Origin of the sequence: Fusicatenibacter faecihominis (assembly GCF_020686945.1) — a bacterium.
GTDB lineage: Bacteria > Bacillota > Clostridia > Lachnospirales > Lachnospiraceae > Limivivens > Limivivens faecihominis.
Genome location: NZ_JAJEPR010000012.1, coordinates 43,296 through 65,964 on the forward strand (window position 1 = coordinate 43,296; position 22,669 = coordinate 65,964).

General features: G+C 45.0%; 24 protein-coding genes. 17 read left to right on the forward strand and 7 right to left on the reverse strand.

The genetic code is table 11. The annotated features are described in order from the left end of the window. Positions 1 to 53: 53 nt before the first annotated feature. The 4 genes from LKD71_RS08775 to LKD71_RS08790 all read left to right on the forward strand — a co-directional run bounded on the left by LKD71_RS08775 (position 54) and on the right by LKD71_RS08790 (position 5,016). On the forward strand, positions 54 to 1,952 hold the full coding sequence (locus LKD71_RS08775) for a beta-N-acetylhexosaminidase (protein WP_227615119.1): 1,899 nt from the start codon (positions 54 to 56) through the stop codon (positions 1,950 to 1,952). Positions 1,953 to 2,073: 121 nt separating this feature from the next. Further along, positions 2,074 to 2,976: a helix-turn-helix domain-containing protein gene (locus LKD71_RS08780; protein WP_178045594.1), complete on the forward strand. Its 903-nt coding sequence runs from the start codon at positions 2,074 to 2,076 to the stop codon at positions 2,974 to 2,976. Positions 2,977 to 2,978: 2 nt separating this feature from the next. After that, complete coding sequence (locus tag LKD71_RS08785) at positions 2,979 to 3,905, forward strand: nucleotidyltransferase family protein (RefSeq protein WP_178045593.1); 927 nt, start codon at positions 2,979 to 2,981, stop codon at positions 3,903 to 3,905. 4 nt (positions 3,906 to 3,909) lie between these two features. Beyond that, positions 3,910 to 5,016 carry a phosphotransferase enzyme family protein gene (locus LKD71_RS08790; RefSeq protein WP_331466421.1) on the forward strand — a complete coding sequence of 369 codons (1,107 nt, stop codon included), beginning with the start codon at positions 3,910 to 3,912 and terminating at the stop codon, positions 5,014 to 5,016. Positions 5,017 to 5,549: 533 nt separating this feature from the next. Here the strand turns inward: LKD71_RS08790 and LKD71_RS08795 are convergent. Both LKD71_RS08795 and LKD71_RS08800 read right to left on the reverse strand, forming a co-directional pair. Beyond that, positions 5,550 to 6,326 carry a type III pantothenate kinase gene (locus tag LKD71_RS08795; protein ID WP_227615120.1) on the reverse strand — a complete coding sequence of 259 codons (777 nt, stop codon included), beginning with the start codon at positions 6,324 to 6,326 and terminating at the stop codon, positions 5,550 to 5,552. Positions 6,327 to 6,341: 15 nt separating this feature from the next. Beyond that, positions 6,342 to 6,971 carry an ECF transporter S component gene (locus LKD71_RS08800; RefSeq protein ID WP_178045590.1) on the reverse strand — a complete coding sequence of 210 codons (630 nt, stop codon included), beginning with the start codon at positions 6,969 to 6,971 and terminating at the stop codon, positions 6,342 to 6,344. A gap of 189 nt (positions 6,972 to 7,160) precedes the next feature. On the opposite strand from LKD71_RS08800, the gene coaBC reads away from it, so the two are divergent. The 4 genes from coaBC to LKD71_RS08820 are packed head-to-tail and all read left to right on the forward strand — an operon-like array spanning position 7,161 to position 10,460. Continuing rightward, entirely contained in the window at positions 7,161 to 8,354 is a 1,194-nt protein-coding gene (coaBC, locus tag LKD71_RS08805; protein ID WP_227615121.1) for a bifunctional phosphopantothenoylcysteine decarboxylase/phosphopantothenate--cysteine ligase CoaBC, read from the forward strand. Between the two features lie 4 nt (positions 8,355 to 8,358). After that, entirely contained in the window at positions 8,359 to 8,586 is a 228-nt protein-coding gene (locus tag LKD71_RS08810; RefSeq protein WP_227615122.1) for a hypothetical protein, read from the forward strand. Between the two features lie 11 nt (positions 8,587 to 8,597). Further along, positions 8,598 to 9,569: an alpha/beta hydrolase gene (locus LKD71_RS08815; protein WP_227615123.1), complete on the forward strand. Its 972-nt coding sequence runs from the start codon at positions 8,598 to 8,600 to the stop codon at positions 9,567 to 9,569. Positions 9,570 to 9,599: 30 nt separating this feature from the next. Continuing rightward, positions 9,600 to 10,460, forward strand: coding sequence for an Mrp/NBP35 family ATP-binding protein (locus LKD71_RS08820; RefSeq protein WP_227615124.1), 861 nt, complete (start codon positions 9,600 to 9,602; stop codon positions 10,458 to 10,460). 60 nt (positions 10,461 to 10,520) lie between these two features. Here the strand turns inward: LKD71_RS08820 and LKD71_RS08825 are convergent, their stop codons facing one another. After that, complete coding sequence (locus LKD71_RS08825) at positions 10,521 to 10,973, reverse strand: hypothetical protein (protein WP_173740623.1); 453 nt, start codon at positions 10,971 to 10,973, stop codon at positions 10,521 to 10,523. 150 nt (positions 10,974 to 11,123) lie between these two features. On the opposite strand from LKD71_RS08825, the gene LKD71_RS08830 reads away from it, so the two are divergent. From LKD71_RS08830 to hpf, 4 genes are all read left to right on the forward strand, one after another. Then, the gene (locus tag LKD71_RS08830) at positions 11,124 to 12,539 is read left to right on the forward strand and encodes a spore germination protein (RefSeq protein WP_227615125.1); all 1,416 of its coding nucleotides are present in this window, start codon (positions 11,124 to 11,126) and stop codon (positions 12,537 to 12,539) included. 71 nt (positions 12,540 to 12,610) lie between these two features. Beyond that, a complete protein-coding gene (locus LKD71_RS08835; RefSeq protein WP_227615126.1) occupies positions 12,611 to 13,036 on the forward strand; it encodes a hypothetical protein in 426 nt (141 codons plus the stop codon). 98 nt (positions 13,037 to 13,134) lie between these two features. Continuing rightward, positions 13,135 to 13,908 (forward strand): phosphoribosylformimino-5-aminoimidazole carboxamide ribotide isomerase, encoded by a 774-nt coding sequence (hisA, locus tag LKD71_RS08840; protein WP_227615127.1) that lies wholly within the window; start codon positions 13,135 to 13,137, stop codon positions 13,906 to 13,908. A gap of 166 nt (positions 13,909 to 14,074) precedes the next feature. After that, a complete protein-coding gene (hpf, locus tag LKD71_RS08845) occupies positions 14,075 to 14,602 on the forward strand; it encodes a ribosome hibernation-promoting factor, HPF/YfiA family (RefSeq protein WP_227615128.1) in 528 nt (175 codons plus the stop codon). Between the two features lie 92 nt (positions 14,603 to 14,694). On the opposite strand, the gene LKD71_RS08850 is transcribed toward hpf, so the two are convergent. The 4 genes from LKD71_RS08850 to LKD71_RS08865 form a co-directional block, all read right to left on the reverse strand. After that, complete coding sequence (locus tag LKD71_RS08850) at positions 14,695 to 14,925, reverse strand: hypothetical protein (protein ID WP_178045620.1); 231 nt, start codon at positions 14,923 to 14,925, stop codon at positions 14,695 to 14,697. Positions 14,926 to 14,929: 4 nt separating this feature from the next. Next, the gene (locus tag LKD71_RS08855; RefSeq protein WP_178045619.1) at positions 14,930 to 16,075 is read right to left on the reverse strand and encodes a M56 family metallopeptidase; all 1,146 of its coding nucleotides are present in this window, start codon (positions 16,073 to 16,075) and stop codon (positions 14,930 to 14,932) included. A 33-nt stretch (positions 16,076 to 16,108) separates the two neighbouring features. Continuing rightward, on the reverse strand, positions 16,109 to 16,510 hold the full coding sequence (locus LKD71_RS08860) for a BlaI/MecI/CopY family transcriptional regulator (RefSeq protein ID WP_227615129.1): 402 nt from the start codon (positions 16,508 to 16,510) through the stop codon (positions 16,109 to 16,111). Positions 16,511 to 16,765: 255 nt separating this feature from the next. Next, positions 16,766 to 18,340, reverse strand: a complete 1,575-nt coding sequence (locus tag LKD71_RS08865; RefSeq protein WP_227615130.1) for a transposase — start codon at positions 18,338 to 18,340, stop codon at positions 16,766 to 16,768. 273 nt (positions 18,341 to 18,613) lie between these two features. Between LKD71_RS08865 and LKD71_RS08870 the strand changes: the two genes are divergently transcribed. The 5 genes from LKD71_RS08870 (at position 18,614) to LKD71_RS08890 (ending at position 22,540) form a co-directional block, all read left to right on the forward strand. After that, positions 18,614 to 19,084, forward strand: a complete 471-nt coding sequence (locus tag LKD71_RS08870; protein ID WP_178045658.1) for a hypothetical protein — start codon at positions 18,614 to 18,616, stop codon at positions 19,082 to 19,084. Between the two features lie 112 nt (positions 19,085 to 19,196). Then, complete coding sequence (locus LKD71_RS08875) at positions 19,197 to 20,318, forward strand: hypothetical protein (protein WP_178045659.1); 1,122 nt, start codon at positions 19,197 to 19,199, stop codon at positions 20,316 to 20,318. Next, positions 20,315 to 21,091 (forward strand): hypothetical protein, encoded by a 777-nt coding sequence (locus tag LKD71_RS08880; protein WP_227615131.1) that lies wholly within the window; start codon positions 20,315 to 20,317, stop codon positions 21,089 to 21,091. The genes LKD71_RS08875 and LKD71_RS08880 overlap by 4 nt, the downstream gene beginning before the upstream one ends. After that, on the forward strand, positions 21,088 to 21,924 hold the full coding sequence (locus tag LKD71_RS08885; protein ID WP_178045661.1) for a hypothetical protein: 837 nt from the start codon (positions 21,088 to 21,090) through the stop codon (positions 21,922 to 21,924). Before LKD71_RS08880 ends, LKD71_RS08885 begins: the two co-directional genes overlap by 4 nt. Positions 21,925 to 21,934: 10 nt before the next feature. Then, complete coding sequence (locus LKD71_RS08890; RefSeq protein WP_178045662.1) at positions 21,935 to 22,540, forward strand: ATP-binding cassette domain-containing protein; 606 nt, start codon at positions 21,935 to 21,937, stop codon at positions 22,538 to 22,540. The last annotated feature ends 129 nt before the right edge of the window (positions 22,541 to 22,669 follow it).

Below are 22,669 nucleotides of genomic sequence, written 5' to 3' on the forward strand. Positions count from 1 at the left end.
AATACGTTTATACTAAAGTTACAAAATACAGAATTGATGTAAGGAGGAAATTTATGAACTTTGTACTGACAAAAGAGCAGGAGACACTGGAAAAAGGTCTTACGATCCTGCTGGAAGAGCACGGACATGCATACGGTGAGGGCGAAATTTCCATCACACCGGTATTTACAGACGAGAATAAATTAAAAGTTGAGAAAAAAGGACAGGATGTGACCATCTCCTGCAAAGAGAAGGCTCATTTCTTCCGCGGCATCGGCCATCTCTTCAGTCATCTTGAGGATGCCGATTTCGTGAAAGAGGAGACCGTTTATGTGGACTGCCTGGGCGCTATGCCGGACTGCTCCAGAAACGGTGTTCCGACACCGGATATGCTGAAACGCATGATCCGCACCATGGCTCTCCTGGGTATGAACGAGATCTTCCTTTACACCGAGGATACCTACGAGCTTCCGGAATATCCGTATTTCGGCGCTTTCCGCGGAAAATTTTCCAAAGAGGAGCTGAAAGAGTGCGATGCTTACGGCGAGCTCTTCGGCATTTGCCTGGTTCCCTGCATCCAGACTCTGGCACATCTGAGCACCTTCCTTCGCTGGCCGACCAGCAACGGTCTGCAGGACAACAGAGACAACCTGCTTCCCGAGGAAGCGAAGACCTATGCCCTCATCGAGAGCATGCTGAAAAACTTCTCCGAGTGTGTCCGCACAAAGAAAGTACATCTTGGCATGGACGAGGCTCACGGCCTGGGTCTCGGCGAGTATCTGAAAAAACACGGCTTTACCAACCGTCTTTCCATCATGAAACGTCACCTGGAAAAAGTAGAGGAGCTTTGCAGAAAATACGGTCTGGAGCCCATGATGTGGAGCGATATGTTCTTCAACCTGGCATCCAAGGACGGCTCCTACTACAGCGTTCCGGAAGATTACGAATGGGAAGAAAAGGATAAACCCGGCGATAACCTGACCATGGTTTACTGGGATTACTACAACCATGATCCGAAGACCTATGAGAGAATGCTGAGCCTTCATAAAAAGCTCTCCAATAAAGTATATTTCGCAGGCGGCGGCTGGACCTGGAACGGCCTGGTTCCCGATTACGGAAAAGCTTTCGACAGCACCAGGATAGGTATGCGCGTCATGAAACAGCAGAAGGTCCGCAATGCGTTTATGACTCTCTGGATGGATGACGGTACCGAGACTCCTTTCGCAGCAGGTCTGCTTCCGCTGATCCTTTTCGCTGAGGAAGGTTTCACCGAGGAGCCGGAGGACGCTGCTATCGACGAGAAACTTCACCTGTTCCAAGAAGCTTCCATGGAAGAGTGGATGCTCCTCACCAAACTGGACTGCCTGCCGGGCTGCGATCCGCTGAATATTGCGGCAGTTAACCCGTCCAAGCACCTGTTCTATCAGGATCCGCTGCTGGGTCTCTTCGACCGTCAGTATCAGGGATATGACCTCTATGGCCATTACGGCAAACTGGCAAAAGAGCTCCGGGCTGTGGAAGAGCGCGTGACCGTTTCCAAAAACCTCTTTGCCTGCTACCGTTCTCTGGCAGAGTTTCTGGCAGTGAAGGCTGGTATCGGTCTGGACATCCGCAGAGCTTATCTCGAGGGAGACAGAGACTGGCTCACCAGCATCGCTGAGGAGCAGATTCCTGTATGCCTGGAGGATCTGGAACAGTACCACGATTTCCGTGAGAAGATCTGGTTCCATGAGTGCAAACCCAATGGTTATGAGACCATCGACATCCGTCTGGGCGGCCTCCATGCGAGACTGGTAAGCGCTCAGAAGCGGATTCTGGCATATCTTGCCGATGAGATCACAGAGATCCCCGAGCTTCTGGAAGAGCGCCTTCCCTACAAGCCCAGCGCACCGGAAGGACTGCAGCAGCCCTTCAATATGAACAACTGGTGCAACATCGTTACCGCTGGAAACATGGGTACCGGTACCGTTTGATAAAAAAATCGCCTGACTTTATGGCTTGAATCCCCACTTGACAGGTAGAAAAAGAAACAGGTATGATAAGTGGAGAAGACAGTAGTTAACCGATTGAAAAGATAAAGGCAGGCGCAAATACATGGAATACGAAAGCATCATACTGAAAGACGAGATCACAGTCAGAAAAATTTATACGATCCACTATTTTGAATACATGAAAAACTTTGAGTTTTCGGGAGAAACCCATGATTTCTGGGAGCTCCAGTGCGTGGACAAGGGCGAAATCAAGGTTCTGGACCATATCCTGAAGGCGGGCCAGGTGATTTTCCACAAGCCCAATGAGTTCCACAATCTGGCGGCAACGGGAGTCAGCGCCCCCAACGTGGTGGTGGTTTCCTTTGCCTGCACTTCCCCGGCCATGAAGTTTTTCGAGGGCCGTATTCTGGAAGTCAGCGAGTACGAGCGAGGCCTCTTAGGACAGATGATCTCCGAGGCGAGACGCTGCATCGAGTCCCCGCTGGATGATCCCTATCTCAAGAAAATGGAGAAAAAGAAGGATGCACCCTTTGGCTCAGAGCAGCTGATCCGGCTTGATCTGGAACTTCTGCTTCTCAGTATGATCCGGAGAAATCTTCCCAACCCGGTGAAACCGGCGGAGGAGATCTGGGCTCCGGGCGGAGGCGGCTCCGCTGCTTATATTCAGATCATGGACTATCTGAAAGCACATATCTGCGGTTATGTGACCATCGAGGATATCTGCCGGGAAAACCTCATCGGCCGTTCCCAGCTGCAGAAGATCTTCCGGGAGCAGCATAACTGCGGAGTAATCGACTTTTTTACCAAGATGAAAGTGGAATATGCCAAGGAGCTGATTCGGGAGAAAAATCAGAACTTCACCCAGATCTCAGAGTATCTCGGTTATTCCTCCATCCATTATTTTTCCCGTCAGTTCAAGAAGATCACGGGAATGACACCCTCTGAGTATACGGCCTCCATCATGGCCCGCTCGGAGTCGAAAAAAAAGACAGAAAGAAGAGTATAAAGATGAGTAAGAAACCTGTACTGGTAATCATGGCAGCTGGAATGGGAAGCCGTTACGGCGGCCTTAAACAGATCGATCCGGTAGACAAAGAAGGTCATATCATCATGGACTTTTCCATTTATGACGCAAAACAGGCCGGATTTGAGAAAGTAATCTTTATCATCAAAAAAGCAAACGAGAAAGATTTCAAAGAGTCTATCGGCGACCGTATGGCAAAGATCATGGACGTGGACTATGCGTTCCAGGAGCTCACTGATCTGCCCGAGGGCTTTTCTGTTCCCGAAGGCCGTGTGAAACCCTTCGGAACTGCTCATGCAATCTTAAGCTGCAGAGACAAGATCGACGGACCCTTCGCCGTGATCAACGCCGACGATTATTACGGACCTCATGCCTTCAAGGAGATTTATAATTATCTCTCCACCCATGAGGACGACGATAAATACCGTTACACGATGGTAGGTTATATCCTGGAGAACACCCTGACTGAGAATGGCCATGTGGCAAGAGGCGTCTGCACGACCGATGAGAATCATCAGCTGGTAGGCATCTGCGAGCGCACCCATATCGAGAAGAGAGGCGATGTGACCGCATATACCGAGGACGACGGCGCTACCTGGACCACAATCCCGGCAGGCAGTATTGTTTCCATGAATATGTGGGGTTTCACCAGCAGCATTCTGAAAGAGATCGGCAGTCGTTTCCCGAAATTCCTGGAGGAGAACCTTCCGAAGAATCCGATGAAATGTGAGTTCTTTCTTCCGAGCGTGGTAGGAGAGCTTCTGGCAGAGGATAAGGCTACCGTAGAGGTGCTGAAATCTGAGGATAAATGGTACGGCGTTACCTATAAAGAGGACAAACCGGTGGTTGTAGCAGCCATTCAGAAATTAAAAGACGAGGGAAGATATCCTCAGAAACTTTGGGAGGAGTAATAAAGTGAAGAAGGAACAGATCACAGCAGAAGTTCTGACAGCCTTTCAGCTGCCGGAAGCAGGACTGAAGGAACTGGCTCCGTACGGAAGCGGTCATATCAATGACACCTTCCGTGTGACCTACGAGACAGAGAAGGGACAGCGCCGTTATATTCTTCAGAGAATGAACAAGAGTATTTTTGAGAAACCGGTAGAGCTTATGGAAAATATCGTCCATGTAACCGAGTGGATCAAAAAGAAAGCAATCGAGAACGGCGGCGATCCGGAGAGAGAGACTCTGACTGTCGTATCTGCAAAGGACGGAAAGCCCTACCATGTGGACGGCGAGGGCCAGTACTGGAGAGTGTACCTTTTCGTAGAGGGAACCACAAGCTACGATAAGGTGGAGAAGCCCTCCGACTTCTATGAGAGTGCCGTTTCCTTCGGTCACTTCCAGCGCCAGCTGGCAGATTTCCCGGCAAAATCGCTTCATGAGACGATTCCGGATTTCCACAATACTGCAAAGCGTTTTGAGACCTTTCAGAAGGCTGTGGCAGCCGACGTCTGTGGAAGAGCCGCTTCTGTAAAAGAGGAGATCCAGTTTGTTCTGGATCATGAGGCTTTCGCCCACACCCTCTGTGATCTGGAAGCAGCAGGAAAGATTCCGACCAGAGTCACCCACAATGACACCAAGCTCAACAATATTCTCATCGACAACGCCACCGGAAAAGGCATCTGCGTCATCGACCTGGATACCGTTATGCCGGGCCTGGCTGTGAACGATTTCGGTGATTCCATCCGTTTCGGCGCCAGCACAGGAGCCGAGGACGAGCCGGACCTCTCCAGGATCTGGTGTGACCTGGAGCTCTACGAGCTGTATGTAAAAGGCTTTATCGAGGGCTGTGGCGGAGCACTTACCGATATCGAGCTGGACAACCTGCCCACCGGAGCCATGATGATGACCTTCGAGTGCGGCATGCGTTTCCTCACTGACTATCTGGAAGGCGACCACTACTTCAAGACCGCCCGCGAAAACCACAACCTCGAACGTGCCCGCACCCAGTTCAAGCTGGTGAAGGATATGGAAGAGAAACTGCCGAAGATGAAAGAGATTGTAAATAAATATCGCTAATTTTGAAAAATGAAATCTGAGGACGGAACGGGCAGCCGTCGCCCATTGTTAGGAGATGCGGGAATGTCACCCCACCAGTTTCATTTTCCAATACCAAAAGCGCCGCAGAACGGACACGAAAATCCATTCTGCGGCGTTTTTTATGTTGGAGGCAGAGATGAAAAAGTGCTCCTGACGAGAGAAAATGGTATAATGTAAAATAAAAAACTGCAATAAATATGTAATATTGTGTTTTTGGTATATAAAACAAGTAAAAGAAGAAGGCGAAAAGGATGATTGATAGCTTCTGCCCATACTTTTTGTGAAAAAAAGGATAGAGGGCGATATAAAGCTGCAGGCTCATGAAAAGCGCAAAACAACGGAAAAAACAGCCTGCTCAAAAGTATGGCTACAAAAATAAATTTTATTTTTCATAAAAAAGGATTCCTCGCAAGGCAAAAGGCTAATAAACCTCGTTCTTACAGGAATCCTTTCAATTACTACTGGAGATGCCGAAATGTGGTATTAACCGACAGCCCCGCTTTCTATTTCATTCAATGATTATTTTCCTGATTCTTCTTATAAATCAGATTCAGTCCCCGGAGCAGGAGATTATCATCAAGGATGATGGTCTTCTTGCAGAGGGGAACGATGAGGCTCGCGAGACCGCCGGTGGCGAGGACTGTGGCCGGTTCACCAAGTTCTTCTTCCATGCGGTCCACGATACCGTCGAGCATGGCGGCGTTTCCGTAAAGGAGACCGCTCTTCATGCAGTCGGCCGTGTTTGTACCGATGATCTTCTTCGGTGCATCCAGACTGATGCGGCTTAACTGGGAGGCATGGCTTGCCAGGCCGTCCAGAGAAACACGGATACCGGGGATGATCATACCGCCGATGTAATTTTTCTTACGATCCACAACGGATGCCGTCGTGGCGGTGCCGAAATCGAAGATGATCAGCGGAACAGGATATTCATGGATGGCTGCTACAGCGCCGACGATGAGGTCGGAACCGGTAACTGCCGGATTGTCCGTCAGGATGTTTAAGCCGGTGCGGATGCCCGGGCCCACCACCATGGCCTGATGGTGCGTGATCTTGAACAGTGCTTCCTTGATGGTGTTGGTTACAGGAGGCACAACGGAAGAAATAATGGAGCCTGTCAGATCTTTGGTGTGGATGTGATAAAGCTCCAGAACAGTCTTGAAGCCGATGGCGTATTCCAGAACGGTTTCGTTGGAATCCGTGGACATTCTCTCGGTAAAAAGAATCTTGTCATCCTTGATACAGCCGATGACGATGTTTGTGTTTCCGATATCAATCGCTAAAATCATAGGGCTCCTCTATCTTTATTCTAACGCTTTTTTGTTCTGCGGCGCGGGAATCAGTCTTGCCTTGGAAAGAGCGGCTCCGATGGCTCCGGTGAGGATCGTGGAGGAGATCATTTCACATACGGCATTGATTCCAACAAAGGTGCAGATGAAGACAATCACATTTTTTCCGCCCATCAGTCCCTGAACATAATCTGTGTTGCCAAAAAGTACAACCAGAGCAGTCATAAAGAATACGGTGTTCAGAAACGCGGAACAAAAACCGGTGACGAGGCAGGCTGCATAGACATTGCCACTTTTTCTCACTGCACGGAAAATGTATCCCAGAAGCAGACCGTCCAGAAAACGGGGAACGAAGCGCTGGATGAAGGCGAAAAACGGATTGATCTCAAAAAGGACCGCCCCCATGGCACTGGTTCCGCCCACACCGATACATTGCAGAAAACTGGTGAGGCCGAAAACGGCGCCCGCCGCAGCTCCGCCTGCAGGACCGAGCGTGATGGCACAGATCGCTACCGGGATGACATTGAAGGTGATCGCCAGGGGACCGATGTTCAGATATCCCAGAGGCGTGTACGCCATCAGAAGCAGCACTGCAGTCATAAGACCGAGGATTGTCAGTTGCGTTGTTTTTGTCTGTGTTTTCATATTCAATTTTCTCCTTGTTATTATTCCCTTAAGGGATACAATACAATTACCGGGAAAGTATAGCACAGGAAAACTGCCTTCGCAAGAAGGAAATTAGAACGCACTTTCAAAAAAACATGTCATATTTCCCGTATTATGTTATACTAAAAGCAAAGCGACTTTTTTATTATAGAAGGAGAACAGAAAAATATGCTGAAAGGAAAAACCGTTGTCCTGGGAGTGACGGGAAGCATCGCGGCCTATAAGGCGGCAAACCTGGCCAGTATGCTGGTGAAGCTTCACGCCGACGTTCATGTGATCATGACGAAAAACGCCACGAATTTCATTCATCCCATCACTTTCGAGACCCTGACCAACCATAAATGTCTGGTGGATACCTTTGACCGGAATTTTCAGTACAGCGTGGAGCATGTAGCTCTGGCGAAAAAGGCCGACGTCATGATGATCGCTCCGGCGACAGCCAACGTCATCGGAAAGCTGGCCGGCGGCATCGCCGACGACATGCTGACTACGACGGCTCTCGCCTGCACCTGCCCCAAGCTCATTGCTCCGGCCATGAACACCCGGATGTTTGAAAATTCCATCGTTCAGGACAACCTGAAAAAACTCACCCTCAACGATTATCAGGTGATCCAGCCCGCCGTGGGCTTCCTGGCCTGCCGCGACGAGGGAGCCGGAAAGCTTCCGAAAGAGGAAGAGCTTCTGGAGTACATTTTAAAAGAGATCGCCTGTGAAAAAGACATGAAAGGCCTCAGGGTTCTGGTGACGGCCGGGCCGACGATGGAGGCCATGGACCCGGTTCGCTACATCACGAATCATTCCACTGGAAAAATGGGCTACGCCATAGCCAGAAACTGTATGCTCCGCGGTGCGGACGTGACGCTTGTGACCGGACAGACCAGCATTGAGAAGCCCCGCTTTGTCAACATCGTGCCGATTGAGAGTGCGAGAGAGATGTTCGAGGAAGTGACGGGCCGCGCGCCTGAGCAGGATATTATCATCAAGGCAGCTGCCGTGGCCGATTACCGTCCCCAGACCGTCAGCGTCGAGAAGGTGAAAAAAAGCGGCGACCACATGACGCTGGAGCTGGAAAAGACCGACGATATCCTGAAATACTTAGGCGAGCACAAAAAAGAGGGTCAGTTCCTCTGTGGCTTTTCCATGGAGACCGAACATATGCTGGAGAATTCCAGGGCGAAGCTCAAAAAGAAAAATCTTGACATGATCGTGGCCAACAACCTCAAACAGGCCGGTGCTGGTTTCGGTACGGACACCAATGTGATCACAATGATCACGCCGGAGGAGGAGATTTCTCTGGACCTCATGTCCAAGGAAGAAGCCGCTGGAAAGATTCTGGACGAGATCTTAAAACTTCGGGGGTGAGAGCATGAAAGAATACGAAGCAATCCTGGAGATCATCAACCAGTGTCCGCTCAACAGGGACAGAGATACCTTTTTTGAGGAGATCAAGACCGACGATCTGGACGAGTTTGTGAAGAAAAAATTCGCCGGACAGGAAATTACCTATGACAAAACCGTGGCAAAGGATGGTTCGGTGATCTTCGACCTGATGGTCAGCGGGATTCATCAGCGTTATACTTTTACCGAGATATGAGGTGATAGAATATGAAGAAAAAGAACATCATACTGGGCGTTCTGGTAGCGGGGACGGCGGCAGCTTTCACCGGTGCGGGAGCCGTTTTCCACAACATCATCGTGCGGAAAAAGCAGGAGCCGACGGATATCATTGTGGCCCCGGATGCGGTGAACGGAGCGGAGAGAAAACAGCTCTGGACGGAGAGCAACTGCTGGTTAAATGAGCGGGGAAGCGAGAAAGTTTCGATTCAGTCCTTTGATGGCCTGATCCTGAGAGGTGAGTTTTTCGAAGGCGAGGGCGAGCCGGATTCCACGGTGCTTCTGGTCCACGGCTACCGCTGCAACCGCCGGAGAGAATATGCAGCCATTGCGCGTTTCTATCTGGAAGCCGGTTACAACGTGCTTCTGGTGGACAACCGGGCCCACGGGGAAAGCGACGGCCGTTACATCGGCTTCGGCATCCTGGACCGGGAAGACTGCTACCGATGGGTGCGCTTTCTGGATGACCGTTTCGACGGAAAACAGAACATTTTCCTCCATGGAATCTCCATGGGAGCAGCTACAGTGCTCATGGCATCCAACCTCTGCCTTCCCATGTCCGTACGGGGCATCGTGGAGGACTGTGGCTTCACTTCTCCCGAGGAGGAGTTTCAGCATGTGCTGAAGCAGAGCGGAAAAGGCTATTTAAGCAGGCCGCTGATCTGGCTGACGAACCTCTTCTGCAAGGCTTTGGCAGGCTATGGTTTTTCCGACTTTTCTTCCAACGACTGTATCGCCGAGAGCCGGCTTCCGGTGCTGGTGATTCACGGGGAGAAGGATGATTTCGTGCCCACGGGCATGGGCAAAAAGATTTATCAGGCCGCAGCCGGTGAGAAGGAGATCTGGATCGCCAAAGGCGCAGGCCACGCGGAGAGTTACTATCTCCACAGGGAGGAATACGAGCATAAAGTGCTGGGATTTTTCCACAGATCCATAGAAGCAGATGCTTATGCAGAAGATTAGATTATTAAATTGCCACAGGAGGATATAAAAATGGCAGAAAAAAGCTGCAGCAATCAGGGCTGCACAAAGGAGAGCTGCGAGGGATGCCCCTCCAAGAAGACCAGCTTTCTGGTAGACCAGAATATTTATTCCAATGTAAGACACGTCATCGGCGTGGTCAGCGGAAAAGGCGGCGTCGGTAAATCCATGGTGACCGCCACCCTGGCAAACCGCATGACAGAGAAAGGCTTCCGGGTAGGTATCCTGGATGCGGATATCACAGGCCCGTCCATCCCGAAAATGTACGGCCTTCACGGACCGGCCGTGGCTGACGATAACGGCATCATTCCCGTTGTCACCGAGAACGGCATCAAGGTCATGTCCTTAAATCTTCTCGTTCCCAACGAGGAGGATCCGGTGATCTGGAGAGGACCGGTCATCGCCAACATGGTAAAACAGTTCTGGAGCGATGTGATCTGGGGCGAACTGGACTTCCTGTTCGTGGATATGCCGCCAGGAACCGGTGATGTACCACTGACGGTCTTCCAGTCCCTTCCGGTGGAAGGCATCGTTATCGTTTCTTCACCCCAGGATCTGGTACGCATGATCGTGACCAAGGCCTTCAACATGGCAAAAGCCATGAAAATTCCGGTACTCGGCATCGTGGAGAACTACAGCTACCTTGTCTGTCCGGATTGCGGCAAGAAGATCTCTGTCTTCGGCGAGAGCCATATCGACGAGATTGCCGCTTCCCTTGAGACCGAGGTTCTCGGAAAAATGCCCATCGACCCGTCTCTTGCTTCCCTGGCAGACGGCGGAAAATTCTCCGGGCAGAAAGATACGCACCTGGATGCAGCTGTGGAAAAGCTCTACAAGCTCTACCGTGAGAATCCCAAAGACGACGAAGAATAAGAAAAAGAAAAAAGCGTTTCGGTGAAAAACCGGGACGCTTTTTCTCTTTCCGGCGGAAAACTATTCGGAAAACACGCTGCCTTCCGCCTGGTCCAGGGCCTTTTCGATGGCGTTTAAGAGGATGCCGGCGGTGTATTTTCCCGTGGCCTCCCAGGTGATATCCTTCGTGGACTGTTTTTCCAGAATCTGGGCTTCCAGCTCTTCCACAGCCGGGCGGATCAGCGGGTACATGGTGGAGGTGGTTTCGCTGAGATTGTTAAGATCGATGGCTTTGATCCGGTCCGGATCGACGGTCACGGTCACATCCACCACCGTGTCACCGAGGGTCACAGGAGAGGAGTAGACGCCGGCCGTGTAGCGCTCGGTGGAGATGGACGTCCGCTTCTCCGGCGCCTTTTCTGTGCGGAACATCAGCACCAGAAGGACGATCAGGACCACCGCCAGAAACAGAAAAATTCCCGTATAGACCAGTTCCCGCATTTTCAGTACCAGGATTTTCGGCTTGGACTGCAAGGTGAAACCTCCTTATTTGAAAGAAATTTTTTCCTCAGTGCATTGTATTTTTCCAGACACGCTTTTAGACCAGCATAAATTTTTTCAAAAAAGGAAATACTGCCTCTCAGAACAGACTTCCCGGGAAAAGGGAAGAGAAAAGAGGAGACCATGAGACGGGAAATTGCAGAAAGCCTGGAGAAAAACAGGCATGAGATGGAAGAACGGCTCCAGCTGACGAAAAATTTTGACCTGGTGGAGCGGAAACTGAAGGTGGGAGACCGGGATGCCTGCCTCTATTTTGTGGACGGCTTTGTGAAGGATGAGGTGCTGGAAAAGCTCATGGAGTTTTTTCAGAGCTTAAAGCCGGAACTTCTGCTGGAAAATGGCAAGGCTTTCAGCGGGATTTTTGTCCCCTATGTGGAGGTGGACATTTTAAACTCCTTTGAGGAGCTGACGACTCAGCTGCTCTCCGGCGTGGCCTGTCTTCTCATCGACGGGATTCCGTGCTGCGTGGCGGTGGACTGCCGGACCTATCCCATGCGGAGCGTGGAGGAGCCGGAAAAAGACAAGGTTCTCCGGGGGTCCAGGGATGGTTTTGTGGAGACGCTGGTCTTTAATACGGCCCTGATCCGCCGGAGAATCCGTACGCCGAAGCTCTCAATGGAGATTCTGACTACCGGAAAGCTCTCGAAGACCGACATTGTCCTCTGTTACCTCGACGACCGGGTGGACCGGGAGCTCTTAAGCCTGGTGAAAAACCGGATTCAGCAGCTGAAGGTGGAGGCCCTCACGATGAATCAGGAGAGCCTGGCGGAGTGCCTTTTCCGGGGGCGCTGGTTCAATCCTTTTCCGAAATTTAAGTATACGGAGCGGCCTGACGCGGCGGCAGCGGGGATTCTGGAAGGAAAACTCGTGATTCTTGTGGATAATTCCCCTTCGGCTATGATCCTTCCGGCCTCGGTTTTTGACATTATGGAGGAGGCGGATGATTTCTATTTTCCGCCGGTGACGGGAACTTACTTAAGGCTCACGCGGTTTTTCATCGGGCTGATGACGATTTTCCTGACGCCGGTCTGGCTGCTTCTCATGCAAAATCCGGAGTGGATTCCAAAAGACTTTCAGTTTATCCGTGTGTCTGAGGAGATCAACATTCCGATCTTTTTCCAACTGCTGATTCTGGAACTGGCCATCGATGGCCTCAAGCTGGCGGCCATCAACACGCCCTCGAATCTCACGACACCTTTGAGTGTTATCGCCGCCATCGTGGTGGGAGAATTTGCCGTGAAATCCGGCTGGTTCAACTCGGAAACGATGCTCTATATGGCTTTTGTGGCGATGGCAAACTATATGCAGGCGGACTATGAACTGGGCTATGCCCTGAAATTTATGCGACTGCTCCTTCTCGTACTGACGGCCATCCTGAATCAGTGGGGCCTGCTCTTAGGCTTCGTTCTGGTCTGCGTTTTCCTTGCGACAAACCGGACGATTTCCGGCGGGAGCTACCTTGCGCCGCTGCTTCCCTTCAATGGGAAACAGTTCACCAGGCGGTTTTTCCGAAAGAGGCTCACACACTTTTACGACTGAGCGCATAAAAATGAGTTCCCCGGCCAATACTTTCAGTGGACGAAAAAATAAGAGAAAGAAGGAGACAGTATATGAAACAACTGAAAAAAAGAATTCTGACGGCACTTCTGGTGGTATCGGCGGCCGCCCTTGTGGGCTGCGGCAATAACAACACCACAGCCACCGAGAAAAGCACCACCCGCACCACCGAGACTGAGACGAAGAAGACCACAGAGAAAGAGACCGCCGCCACCGAAAAGACCACGAAGGCCATGAGTGACACGGAAGACACCAGAACCACCGAAAAAGGCAAAACTGGCACCACCACGGAGACCGGCGTTGTGGATGAGCTGGGAGATGACATCCTGAACGGAGCGGAAGATGTCGGAGATGGTATCATAGACGGAGCCGAGGATCTGGGAAATGATCTTATGGAGCCGGGCAACGGAGCCGGAACTGGCGGCAGAACCGCAGGAAACGGCGCGGGAACGACGGGTACCGGAATGGCAGGAGACTGATCAGCGCGGGAAAAGAGCTTTCGGGAAAGAGACGAAAGCTCTTTTCAATCTCAGAAAATCGCGCTATACTGTCGAAAAAAGCACAGGAGTGAACACAAATGAGATTTCGGCCATGCATTGACATACATAACGGAAAAGTAAAACAGATCGTGGGCGGCTCCCTGAAGGATCAGGGAGACCAGGCGGCGGAGAATTTTGTGGCGGAGCAGGATGCGGCCTGGTATGCGTCTCTTTATAAGGAAAAGAAACTCTCCGGCGGCCATGTGATTCTTTTAAATCCGGCCTCCTCTCCTTATTACGAGACAACCAAGGCCCAGGCCATGAAAGCCCTTGCTGCCTGGCCCGGCGGTTTTCAGATCGGCGGCGGTATCCACGATGAAAACGCGGAAGAGTTTTTAAGAGCAGGGGCTTCCCAAGTCATTGTCACGAGCTTTGTCTTCAAGGACGGTCAGTTCAAAGAGGAGAACCTGAACCGGCTGGTTCATGCCGTGGGAAAAGAACAGCTGGTGCTGGACTTAAGCTGCCGGAAAAAAGACGACGCCTACTATATCGTCACTGACCGCTGGCAGAAATTTACGGACGTGCGTCTGACCCCGGCGATTCTGGACGAACTCTCCGGAAGCTGCGCGGAGTTTCTGATCCATGCCGTGGATGTAGAGGGAAAAGCCTCCGGCATTGAAAAAGAGCTGGCAGAAATACTGGGCAGCTGGGGGAAAATCCCCGTCACTTACGCCGGCGGTGTGGGAAGCTTTGACGACCTCAGAGACTTGAAAAAGCTTGGCCAAAACCATCTGGATGTGACTATCGGCAGTGCCCTGGATCTCTTCGGGGGCCAGATGAAGTTTGAGGAAGTGCTGGCTTACTGCAAGTGAATTGTTGTTACAAAGATGCAAAAACTTTATAAAAAATAGAAAATTTTTGTATAGTTTCTTGTAATGTGCACCTCTGTATGGTATAATGGACTTATACAACCGGGAAGCAGAAAATAATTCTTTCAGAATTCCCGGATGTGAATTTATTGACAAAGGAGTTGAGCTTATGCGTTTTACAATCAGTGGTAAGAACATCGAGGTAACAGACGGCCTTCGCAGTGCCGTGACAGACAAGCTTGGAAAATTGGAAAGATACTTCACTCCTGAGACTGAGATCATTGTAACCATGAGTGTAGAGAAGGAAAGGCAGAAGATCGAGGTGACGATCCCGGTGAAAGGCAACATCATCCGTTCCGAACAGGTCAGCAACGATATGTATGTATCCATCGACCTGGTGGAGGAAGTCATTGAGCGTCAGCTTCGCAAATATAAGAACAAGATCGTAGAGAAACATCAGGACGGCGGAAACTTCCGTCAGGAGTTTATTGAGAAAGAAGTTGAGGATGAGGAAGAGATCAAGATCATCCGTACCAAACACTTCGGAATCAAACCCATGTATCCGGAAGATGCCTGCGTACAGATGGAGCTTCTGGGACACAACTTCTTCGTATTCCGCAATGCAGAGAACGACGAGGTCTGCGTGGTTTATAAGAGAAAAGGCAATACCTACGGACTGATCGAGCCGGAGTGCTAAGAAAATAATCAAGATAGATGGAGAGAGTGGACGGTGTCCACTCTCTTTTTAAAAGATATTTTTATGAAAAATCTCTGCAGTAAATATAAGAATTAATTATTATAGTTCACATCAATCCAGTATGGATCTGCCCATACACCTTTGGTTTCATTCCAACGACGTTTCTGTAATTTTCCATTATTTACACGATATCTTGTAACATATACATCACTATAGGGAGCGATAGACGTGGTATTGGAGATTTGCTGGGCATTTGAAATAAGGACGCTTTGATTGGATAAAACTATTAGTGACAATAATACAGCAATAAAAATTTTCTTCATAGAATTATTTTTCCTCCTGATTTTTTATTGGTAAATAGTAATTAAAAGATGCATTTACTTCTTCCGCAGAGATTTCATCTATTATATTTCCATTGTAATAAAGAAAATAAGTATGTGCATCTTTAGGAACCAGATAAGAATTAGATGCATCAATAACGTTTGTGGTTTTAGGCCCCCATAATTCTTCTCTCGGAGCTTCATAGGATGGCTGCAATAAAAAATAATATGATGAGAAGAAGAAAATACTGATTAAAACTATACCAATGTAGTTTAGAAAGTGAGAATGCTTCTTTGGGCCATTTAATAAATATTGAAAACGCTGTTTTGTAAAATTTTCAGATGCAGGTTTAATAAAGGCACTAGTTAAAAAGTTTTTTTGAGTATATAAAGTTTGTTTATTTTGAACGGTGCGGAGTGTATATAGCAGGGTTTCAAGGTAACTGATTTTTTCTTCATCTTTAAAATCCTGAGCTAATGTGGCATCACATTTTAATTCTAAAACATCATCTAAATTTTTACATAGAAGGTAAACGATTGGGTTCCACCAAAAAATGATGCAAAATATTTGAATTATACATTTGATCCATAAGTCTCTATTTTTGTAATGAGTATATTCATGGAGTAGAATATGATAAAGTTGTTTTTCTGTATAGTTGTATGTAGGCAGATAGATAGTGGAATGAAACAATCCACACACCATAGGTACTTCAATGCTTTCTGAATAGAATGCGGATAATTTATGATGAGCATCTATTTGAGCAAGAATCATCATTGCTATATCAGAAGTCTGCTTTTTCAGATTGTGAAGATATAGATTGGATAGATAAATTCTTTTACAAAAGCGATAAAAAAAGTAAAAGATACCTATTATCCAAATGATGATAAAAGCAGAAAGTACATATGAATAATGAGCAGATAAAATAGCATATGGTTTCATAATAAATGAATAAGTGTGAGAATCTATTATTTTCTGAAAGTGTGGAAACTCAAATGGAATGAGCATCCTTATCATGCAAAGCAAAAAAAGAAAGAGTAAAGTAGGTAAATTAAAATTAAGTAAAAATCTACTGTTTCGTCTAAAAAGGATCAAAATAATAATACAAATGCTGCTTATGATTACAGACCAGCAGAAAGAATAAAATGTAATCATAAATACCTCCTACAGTCAAAAAAATTAAGAGCTTTATGTTAAATCTTTTTTCAATTCTTTTTTCCTTTTTTCTAGTAAAGTACTCAATTCATTAAGTAAAGATTCATCTGTTTCTCGTTCAACTAAGGCAGAAAAAAGACTTGTGAGAAAAGCAGGGGAAGGATCTTTGGTTTCAAACAGAGAAGAAGTATATTCTTCCTGAGTGATAGTAGGCTCAAATGTTCGTGCATAATTGGTGGAAGATTGTTGAAACCCAGCCACTTTAATAACGCCTTTCTTTAAAAGAGAGTTAAGAAGAAAATGAGTATAACTGGGTTTCCAACTACATTTTTTTGTGTTGGAGATAATTTGTGAAGAGGTAAGTGGGATTTTTGATTCCCATAAAGTAGCTAAAAGTGCTTGTTCACTATTTGTTAATTTTGGAATTTGCGGCATAAAAATAAATCTCCTTAATTTGAAAAACTATAATATATGTACATATAGAATGACAAGTGCATATCTATTATATTATATCAAAAGAATATAAAAATAAATAGCAATTTATATAATAAAGATAAAATTATAAAAATAACTTTATGTAGAATATAAAATGGTAATAAACGAAAAATAAAATAATTGACAAATATAAATAGCTATGATATATATAAAAATATAAAAGTAATTAAAATAAAACATTCCCAGTCTGTCGGACTATAGAAGTCCGACAGACGGATTAGTATCCTTTCTTGGACGCCCTCTTGGGCGTTTGGTTTTTGACACTTCGGGTTCTTTTTTCTTACGTCCCCGCTTCTTTGGTTCAGGCTTAGGGACGGGTTCTGAAAGACCGAGTGCCTCGAGTTCTTCAAAAACGATCTGCAGTGTATGAACCCAGTAGCCATCATCTGTTTTTGGCTTCTGAGGTGCATCGGCCTTTCGCCATGCACTTGACAGATCATCCATCAGATCGCCGTAGCTCATCTTATTTAGGAGACCGGCCCTGGTGGCTTTACGGATAATCCGGCACGTCATTACTGTAGTGATGAAATTTACGAATTCTGACCCGATAACAGAGAAATCACCCTGGACATTTGTCTTGTCAAGACAGTCATCACTTTTGTATCGGTTAAATACAAGTTCAAGCAGCCATCTGTCATCGTAACACTGGTATGCGGTTTTAGGATCAAGATTCTGATCGCTCTCAAAAACGATCACGCCGAATAATGAAGACTTTTTGCTGTATTTCTTGGGCTCAAAGGTTTTTTGGTTTTCAGCCTTTGTCAGGTAATCAGCTTCTTCAATGGCTGCTTTTCTGGCATCTCTGTAGGAGTAGAGAAAACGCCCACCCTTGATCTGTTTTTTCTTATAAACGACATGACCTTCGATGCCTTCAAGAACACCCTCGAAAGACAGCATGTTATTATCGGAGATCCGAAGATCATTTCTTTTGATCGGTGTCAGGAAGTGGAGTTCCGGTCGTTCGGCCAGTTCCTCTTTGATCTTGCTGGGGGGAAATCCCTTATCGGCAACGATGATTCCTTTTCGGATATCATTATCACGGATAAATGCAGAATACGAACTCGCATCGATGCTGTTACCCGGAAAGACTTCGGCACACACAGGTTCCATCTGTTCGATATCATAAGCATACAATACGGATACTTCACTGCAGCCTCGGGTTCTGGCCTTGTAAGAATATGCAGAAAGATCATTCACGATACTGGTATTCTGTTTTAACGTTCCATCGATGGCGATATGATGATCTTCGGCAACAGATGAAATACGCAGCTGATAGAAGTCCTTCCGCTTGTTTCCGTCCTGTCCGATACGCTGAAGCAGATTTCCCAGAGTATTCTTTGACATGGCAGCACCGGGATAATCCTTGCAGACGAATGTTCTACGGTAATGGGTAGCCATTCTTCCAAGAGTGATCTTGGGCCTGATGACACGAAGAGTCGCAATGGACATGATGCTGTATGCTTCGTTTGCCGGATAGATATTCAAAAGATCCGAGAGCAGATCAGCCGAAACTGATTTTACGAGAGCCGAAGCTCCGTAAGAAAGCATATCCGGTCCATCTGAGGCTGTGCTGTCAGTCAAAGGCACATATTTGTAATCAATGATGTGTCCGATGACTTTTCCGTTTTTGGGTTGTGGGTTACCACCCGGAATATATTTTGAAGATGCCCGCTGGCGGACTGCATAACGCTTCGGGCTGTTGGTTCCACTGTCATCAACAATCGTATTGACAGGTCTTGGAACTGCTCTGATTTCTGCCGGAACTGCCATAAAAATACCTCCTATATATAGTTCTATTATAACATATTCGGACTATATAGTACATATTTTTATGATAAATTTTGCAAAGAAATATGCCTGCAGAAACGATGTAACTCGCCAGGAATAGCTTAAAATGGGGCTTCTTCTCCTGATGAAAAGCAAAAATCTGGTATAAATCAAAGGAAACCGTATTTTCGGACTATCTTGCTATAGTCCGAAATGTTGGGAATGTTTTATTAAAATAAAAAATACGGCGAAGGAGGGGAGACCAGTGCAGACATTATGGAAAATAAAAAAAGAATTATAAAAGATAAAATGAAGGAGGAGTTGCAAATGAGAAGAGTAACGAAAAAATGGAAAACTATGTTGACAGGTATTGCAATTGGTGTTATGGCATTGTCATTAAATGTATCTGCACAGACCCGTAGTTATTTATTCCATATGAATGAAGATTATTTGCATGGGACAGTAGCAAATTGTGGATATGTTGCAACTAAAGCGGATAATGAACAGAAGGCTTATGTGACAATGACACAATTTAGTGTTTCAAGTGGTTCACCGAAGATTTCAATGTGGGTAGGACCAAATGGAAGTACAGGTCAGCTTACAACGGCATGGACATGGACGTCAACAGCATCAACTTTAACCTTAGATTATTATCGAGTAACTGCAAAAGCTGGAAATCAGTATCAGTTGTGTGCAGAACAGTTTGGTCATGGTAGTGTCGTTGTTGGAGGAAGATGGACACCGTAATATTAAGGAAGTTTTTTGTGAAATTGTAAAGAGGCTTGAAATCCAAAGGCACATGCTTTAAAAAAAGGCAATGTGCCTTTAGACTAATAAGGAAAATGGGAGGGAAAGATGAATGATGAAGAAATTATTATTGATAGCGGTTCTAATGGTTAGTACAGTGATTTTTAACAGTGGATGTGAAAAAGAAAAAGTAGCAAAGAGCATTGTAGAACAAACAGAATCAGAGACAGTTTCAAAATCAATTCCATTCCCGGAACATATAGAGCAAGTGTTAAGTGATAAGATTCATGTAAATGCAAAAATTGAAATCCCAGAAGTATGTAAATCGGGAAAAGGGACGAAAATAAAATTATCGCAGAACTCATTTTGGGATAATTCTGATCAAATAAAAGAAATACTTTTAAATGGACAAAAGATGAAAGAAGAGTATGTAAATGAGTATGATAACTGGAAAGAAAAAGTATATATAACGAATAATGATACATCATTATTTATTACGTTAGATAATTATATAACTTTCATGACACCACAGGCTATATTTATCAACAATGTTTTGTTTTCGGATAAACGTTTTGATGATTATAATGGAGATCATTACCAGACAAAAATAAACCTTCCATTTATGACTCAGGAGGATGCCTGGACAAAAGTTCAGTCCATATTACAAAAGATTGGGGTAAATGAAATTAGAATGGAAAATTGTTATGTGATGGATCATGCAGTTATGCAAGATGAGGAAAATGTATTACTTGCTAAGGCACAGGAAAATGGCGATAAGATTTCTCAGATTAAAAATCAATGGACGGAGATGGATGATAGTTACTACTTTGAAATAAGTTATTCATGGTGTGGGTATAAAATTGTAGCTCCATTTTCAGGAGAAGGAACAGATGAATATAGTATTAAGGCAATTTATAATTCGCAGGGATTATCTTTATTGGGCATAAATGGATATTATCCATTAGAACCAGATAAAGAATTTGAACTTTCTTTACCGTCGGATGTGTTGATGAAGGTAAAGCAATATATTGAAAATATAATTTCGGAGGATTCTTATGAGATTCAGAAAATGACATTGTGTCAAAAAGTTAAATATGTGGATGTGGAAAAAAATAAGGGAGAAATTATACCTGCATGGGAATGCCAGGTATTGGTTATTCCAGAAGAAATGCCAGAAAATCAATACCTAAGAAAAATTTATTTTAATGCGGAAACATTGGAGGCTATTGCATGAAAACTTTTATAAAAACAGATATAAAACGGGCATTCTTCAATTTTCGATTTGCAGTTTCTTTTATATTACTTTTTCTTGTTTGGGAGATAAACAGTAAACGATTTACAGTATATGATGATGCGTTATATTTGTTTATACATATATGGGGACGCTCAACTACTTCATTGCTGTCGATGGCAATTACTTCTTTTGCATATGCAGGTTCTTACACGGAAGATGTGGAGGGGAATATCCTTAAATACATAATTATGAGGATAGGAATAAAAAAATATATTATATCTAAAATTTTAGCGTGTTTTTTTGCTGCTTTCTTTGTATTTGTAATTGGGACAAGCCTGTTTCTGATAAAAACATGTTTAAGGGTACCTCTTGTTGCGATAGAAAGTCTAACAGTTGCAAATTTTAAAATGGAAAGTTGTTTGGGATGGCTGCTTCCTGAAAATACAGATATATATATATTGATACAGGCTTTTTTGTATGGCTTGTATTGTGCGGGAATGAGTGTAATAGCATTGGCATTATCCACAATGGTTAAAAATTCTTATGCAATATATGCTTTACCTTTTTTAATTCATTTCGTTTTGTTTTATATATTTTCAAGAATATCTGTTGAAGTACCAATACTTTCAGTGGAAAGAATTTTTGATTCAAGTACAGTAACTTATACCAAGAATCCAGTATTTTTAATAGGTTATGCGATTTTTGTTACAGGAATATTTATTATTGCAGGATATGAGTTAATGTATAAAAGACTGAAGGGGGAATTTTCGTGAAAAGAATAAAACAGGCGATTAAAATATGCAGATATCAATTATTAGTAATGTGTAATGGCTATAAATTATTTGTGATGCCGGTTTGTTTGATAATTTTCATGTTAAATGGAATGCTTCCATTTAGAAAATTTTTGAAGGATGTAGGGGAAGGTGCGTCACCGTTCCTTTTTCCGTTCCTTTTTAGCGATGTAATTCTTTCTGCGCTAATATTTGCGACAGCGCTTCCTTTTTTTATAGATGCTCCCTTTTATGATAGGCAGCAATGTTATGTTATTGTACGTTCGGAAATATCTGAGTGGGCATTGGGACAAATTTTTTATGTCTTTTTAATTAGTTTCATGTATGCAAGTTTTCTTCTCATATTGAGCCTAGTACTTTTGATTCCTTATATTTCTTTTCAGGCAGAATGGGGAAGAATTTGGAGTACTCTTGCTTTGACAAATGCAGAAACAGACTATGCTTTGCCGTTTTCTGTTTCAAGTAAAGTTATTTTCGAATATACACCATGGAAAGCAGTGGGGATTACCTTTTTGCTTGTCGATCTTATTTGTAGTTTTTATGGATTTTTACAATGGTATTTGAATTTGTATGTTGGTAAAAAGATTGGATTGGTTGTAACACTTTTTTCTGCATTGCTTGTCATACGGGTGCGCTATTTTCCGGGGTGGGTTATGTATTTGACACCGGCTGGTTGGGCAGATTTAAGTAATTTGTCAGAATACACGTCTCATGGAATTTCTTTAGAAAAAGCAGTTACTATATTGACGATAGGACTTTTGTTTTTAGTGATTCTGGTATTTCATAAAACAACACATTCAGACTTTGTAAAGTAAAGGAGTTTTTATGGAAGGTATTATAGTTAATCATGTTACTAAAAGCTTTAAAGAGGAAACTGTTTTGAAAGATGTAGTGTTATCTGTTCCTAAAGGTAAGATTTGTGGAATCATTGGCAGAAATGGATCAGGAAAAACGGTATTATTTAAATGTATCTGTGGTTTGCTGCAGGTAGACAAAGGCGATATTCAAGTAGATCATAGACAGATTGGCGCGATCATAGAAGAACCTGGTTTTTTAGGTCAATATTCAGGAAGAAAAAATTTAGAGCTATTAGCATCTATTTCTGGAAAGAAAATTTCAAATTACCAAAAAATTTTAAAAATGGTAGGATTGCTGGAGGCTGGAGATAAAAAGGTTAGAAAGTATTCAATGGGGATGAAACAGCGCTTAGGAATCGCGCAAGCAATTATGGAAGATCAAAATATTATTATTCTGGATGAACCGATGAATGGATTGGATAATGCTGGAGTAGAGGAAATGAGAAAATTGTTTTTAAACTTAAGAGAACAAGGAAAAACAATACTTTTAGCAAGCCATAACAGAGATGATATTGAAATACTTTGTGATGTTGTATATGAAATGGATCATGGGATTTTAAGCCTTCGAAAATGATGAAATAAGCATGGTTTTCTGTCGTAAGACCGGGAAACGTTATAATTGACTAATGCGGGATAACAGGAATAAAATAGAACAAAAAGAAGAAAATAATGAAAAAGACAGTACGATAGATAAGACTAACTG

Coding starts and splice junctions, on each gene's coding strand:
- LKD71_RS08775 (WP_227615119.1), top strand. CDS start 54: ATGAACTTTGTACTGACAAAAGAGCAGGAGACACTGGAAAAAGGTCTT.
- LKD71_RS08780 (WP_178045594.1), top strand. CDS start 2,074: ATGGAATACGAAAGCATCATACTGAAAGACGAGATCACAGTCAGAAAA.
- LKD71_RS08785 (WP_178045593.1), top strand. CDS start 2,979: ATGAGTAAGAAACCTGTACTGGTAATCATGGCAGCTGGAATGGGAAGC.
- LKD71_RS08795 (WP_227615120.1), bottom strand. CDS start 6,326: ATGATTTTAGCGATTGATATCGGAAACACAAACATCGTCATCGGCTGT.
- LKD71_RS08800 (WP_178045590.1), bottom strand. CDS start 6,971: ATGAAAACACAGACAAAAACAACGCAACTGACAATCCTCGGTCTTATG.
- coaBC (WP_227615121.1), top strand. CDS start 7,161: ATGCTGAAAGGAAAAACCGTTGTCCTGGGAGTGACGGGAAGCATCGCG.
- LKD71_RS08810 (WP_227615122.1), top strand. CDS start 8,359: ATGAAAGAATACGAAGCAATCCTGGAGATCATCAACCAGTGTCCGCTC.
- LKD71_RS08815 (WP_227615123.1), top strand. CDS start 8,598: ATGAAGAAAAAGAACATCATACTGGGCGTTCTGGTAGCGGGGACGGCG.
- LKD71_RS08820 (WP_227615124.1), top strand. CDS start 9,600: ATGGCAGAAAAAAGCTGCAGCAATCAGGGCTGCACAAAGGAGAGCTGC.
- LKD71_RS08830 (WP_227615125.1), top strand. CDS start 11,124: ATGAGACGGGAAATTGCAGAAAGCCTGGAGAAAAACAGGCATGAGATG.
- LKD71_RS08835 (WP_227615126.1), top strand. CDS start 12,611: ATGAAACAACTGAAAAAAAGAATTCTGACGGCACTTCTGGTGGTATCG.
- hisA (WP_227615127.1), top strand. CDS start 13,135: ATGAGATTTCGGCCATGCATTGACATACATAACGGAAAAGTAAAACAG.
- hpf (WP_227615128.1), top strand. CDS start 14,075: ATGCGTTTTACAATCAGTGGTAAGAACATCGAGGTAACAGACGGCCTT.
- LKD71_RS08850 (WP_178045620.1), bottom strand. CDS start 14,925: ATGAAGAAAATTTTTATTGCTGTATTATTGTCACTAATAGTTTTATCC.
- LKD71_RS08855 (WP_178045619.1), bottom strand. CDS start 16,075: ATGATTACATTTTATTCTTTCTGCTGGTCTGTAATCATAAGCAGCATT.
- LKD71_RS08860 (WP_227615129.1), bottom strand. CDS start 16,510: ATGCCGCAAATTCCAAAATTAACAAATAGTGAACAAGCACTTTTAGCT.
- LKD71_RS08865 (WP_227615130.1), bottom strand. CDS start 18,340: ATGGCAGTTCCGGCAGAAATCAGAGCAGTTCCAAGACCTGTCAATACG.
- LKD71_RS08870 (WP_178045658.1), top strand. CDS start 18,614: ATGGAAAATAAAAAAAGAATTATAAAAGATAAAATGAAGGAGGAGTTG.
- LKD71_RS08875 (WP_178045659.1), top strand. CDS start 19,197: ATGATGAAGAAATTATTATTGATAGCGGTTCTAATGGTTAGTACAGTG.
- LKD71_RS08880 (WP_227615131.1), top strand. CDS start 20,315: ATGAAAACTTTTATAAAAACAGATATAAAACGGGCATTCTTCAATTTT.
- LKD71_RS08890 (WP_178045662.1), top strand. CDS start 21,935: ATGGAAGGTATTATAGTTAATCATGTTACTAAAAGCTTTAAAGAGGAA.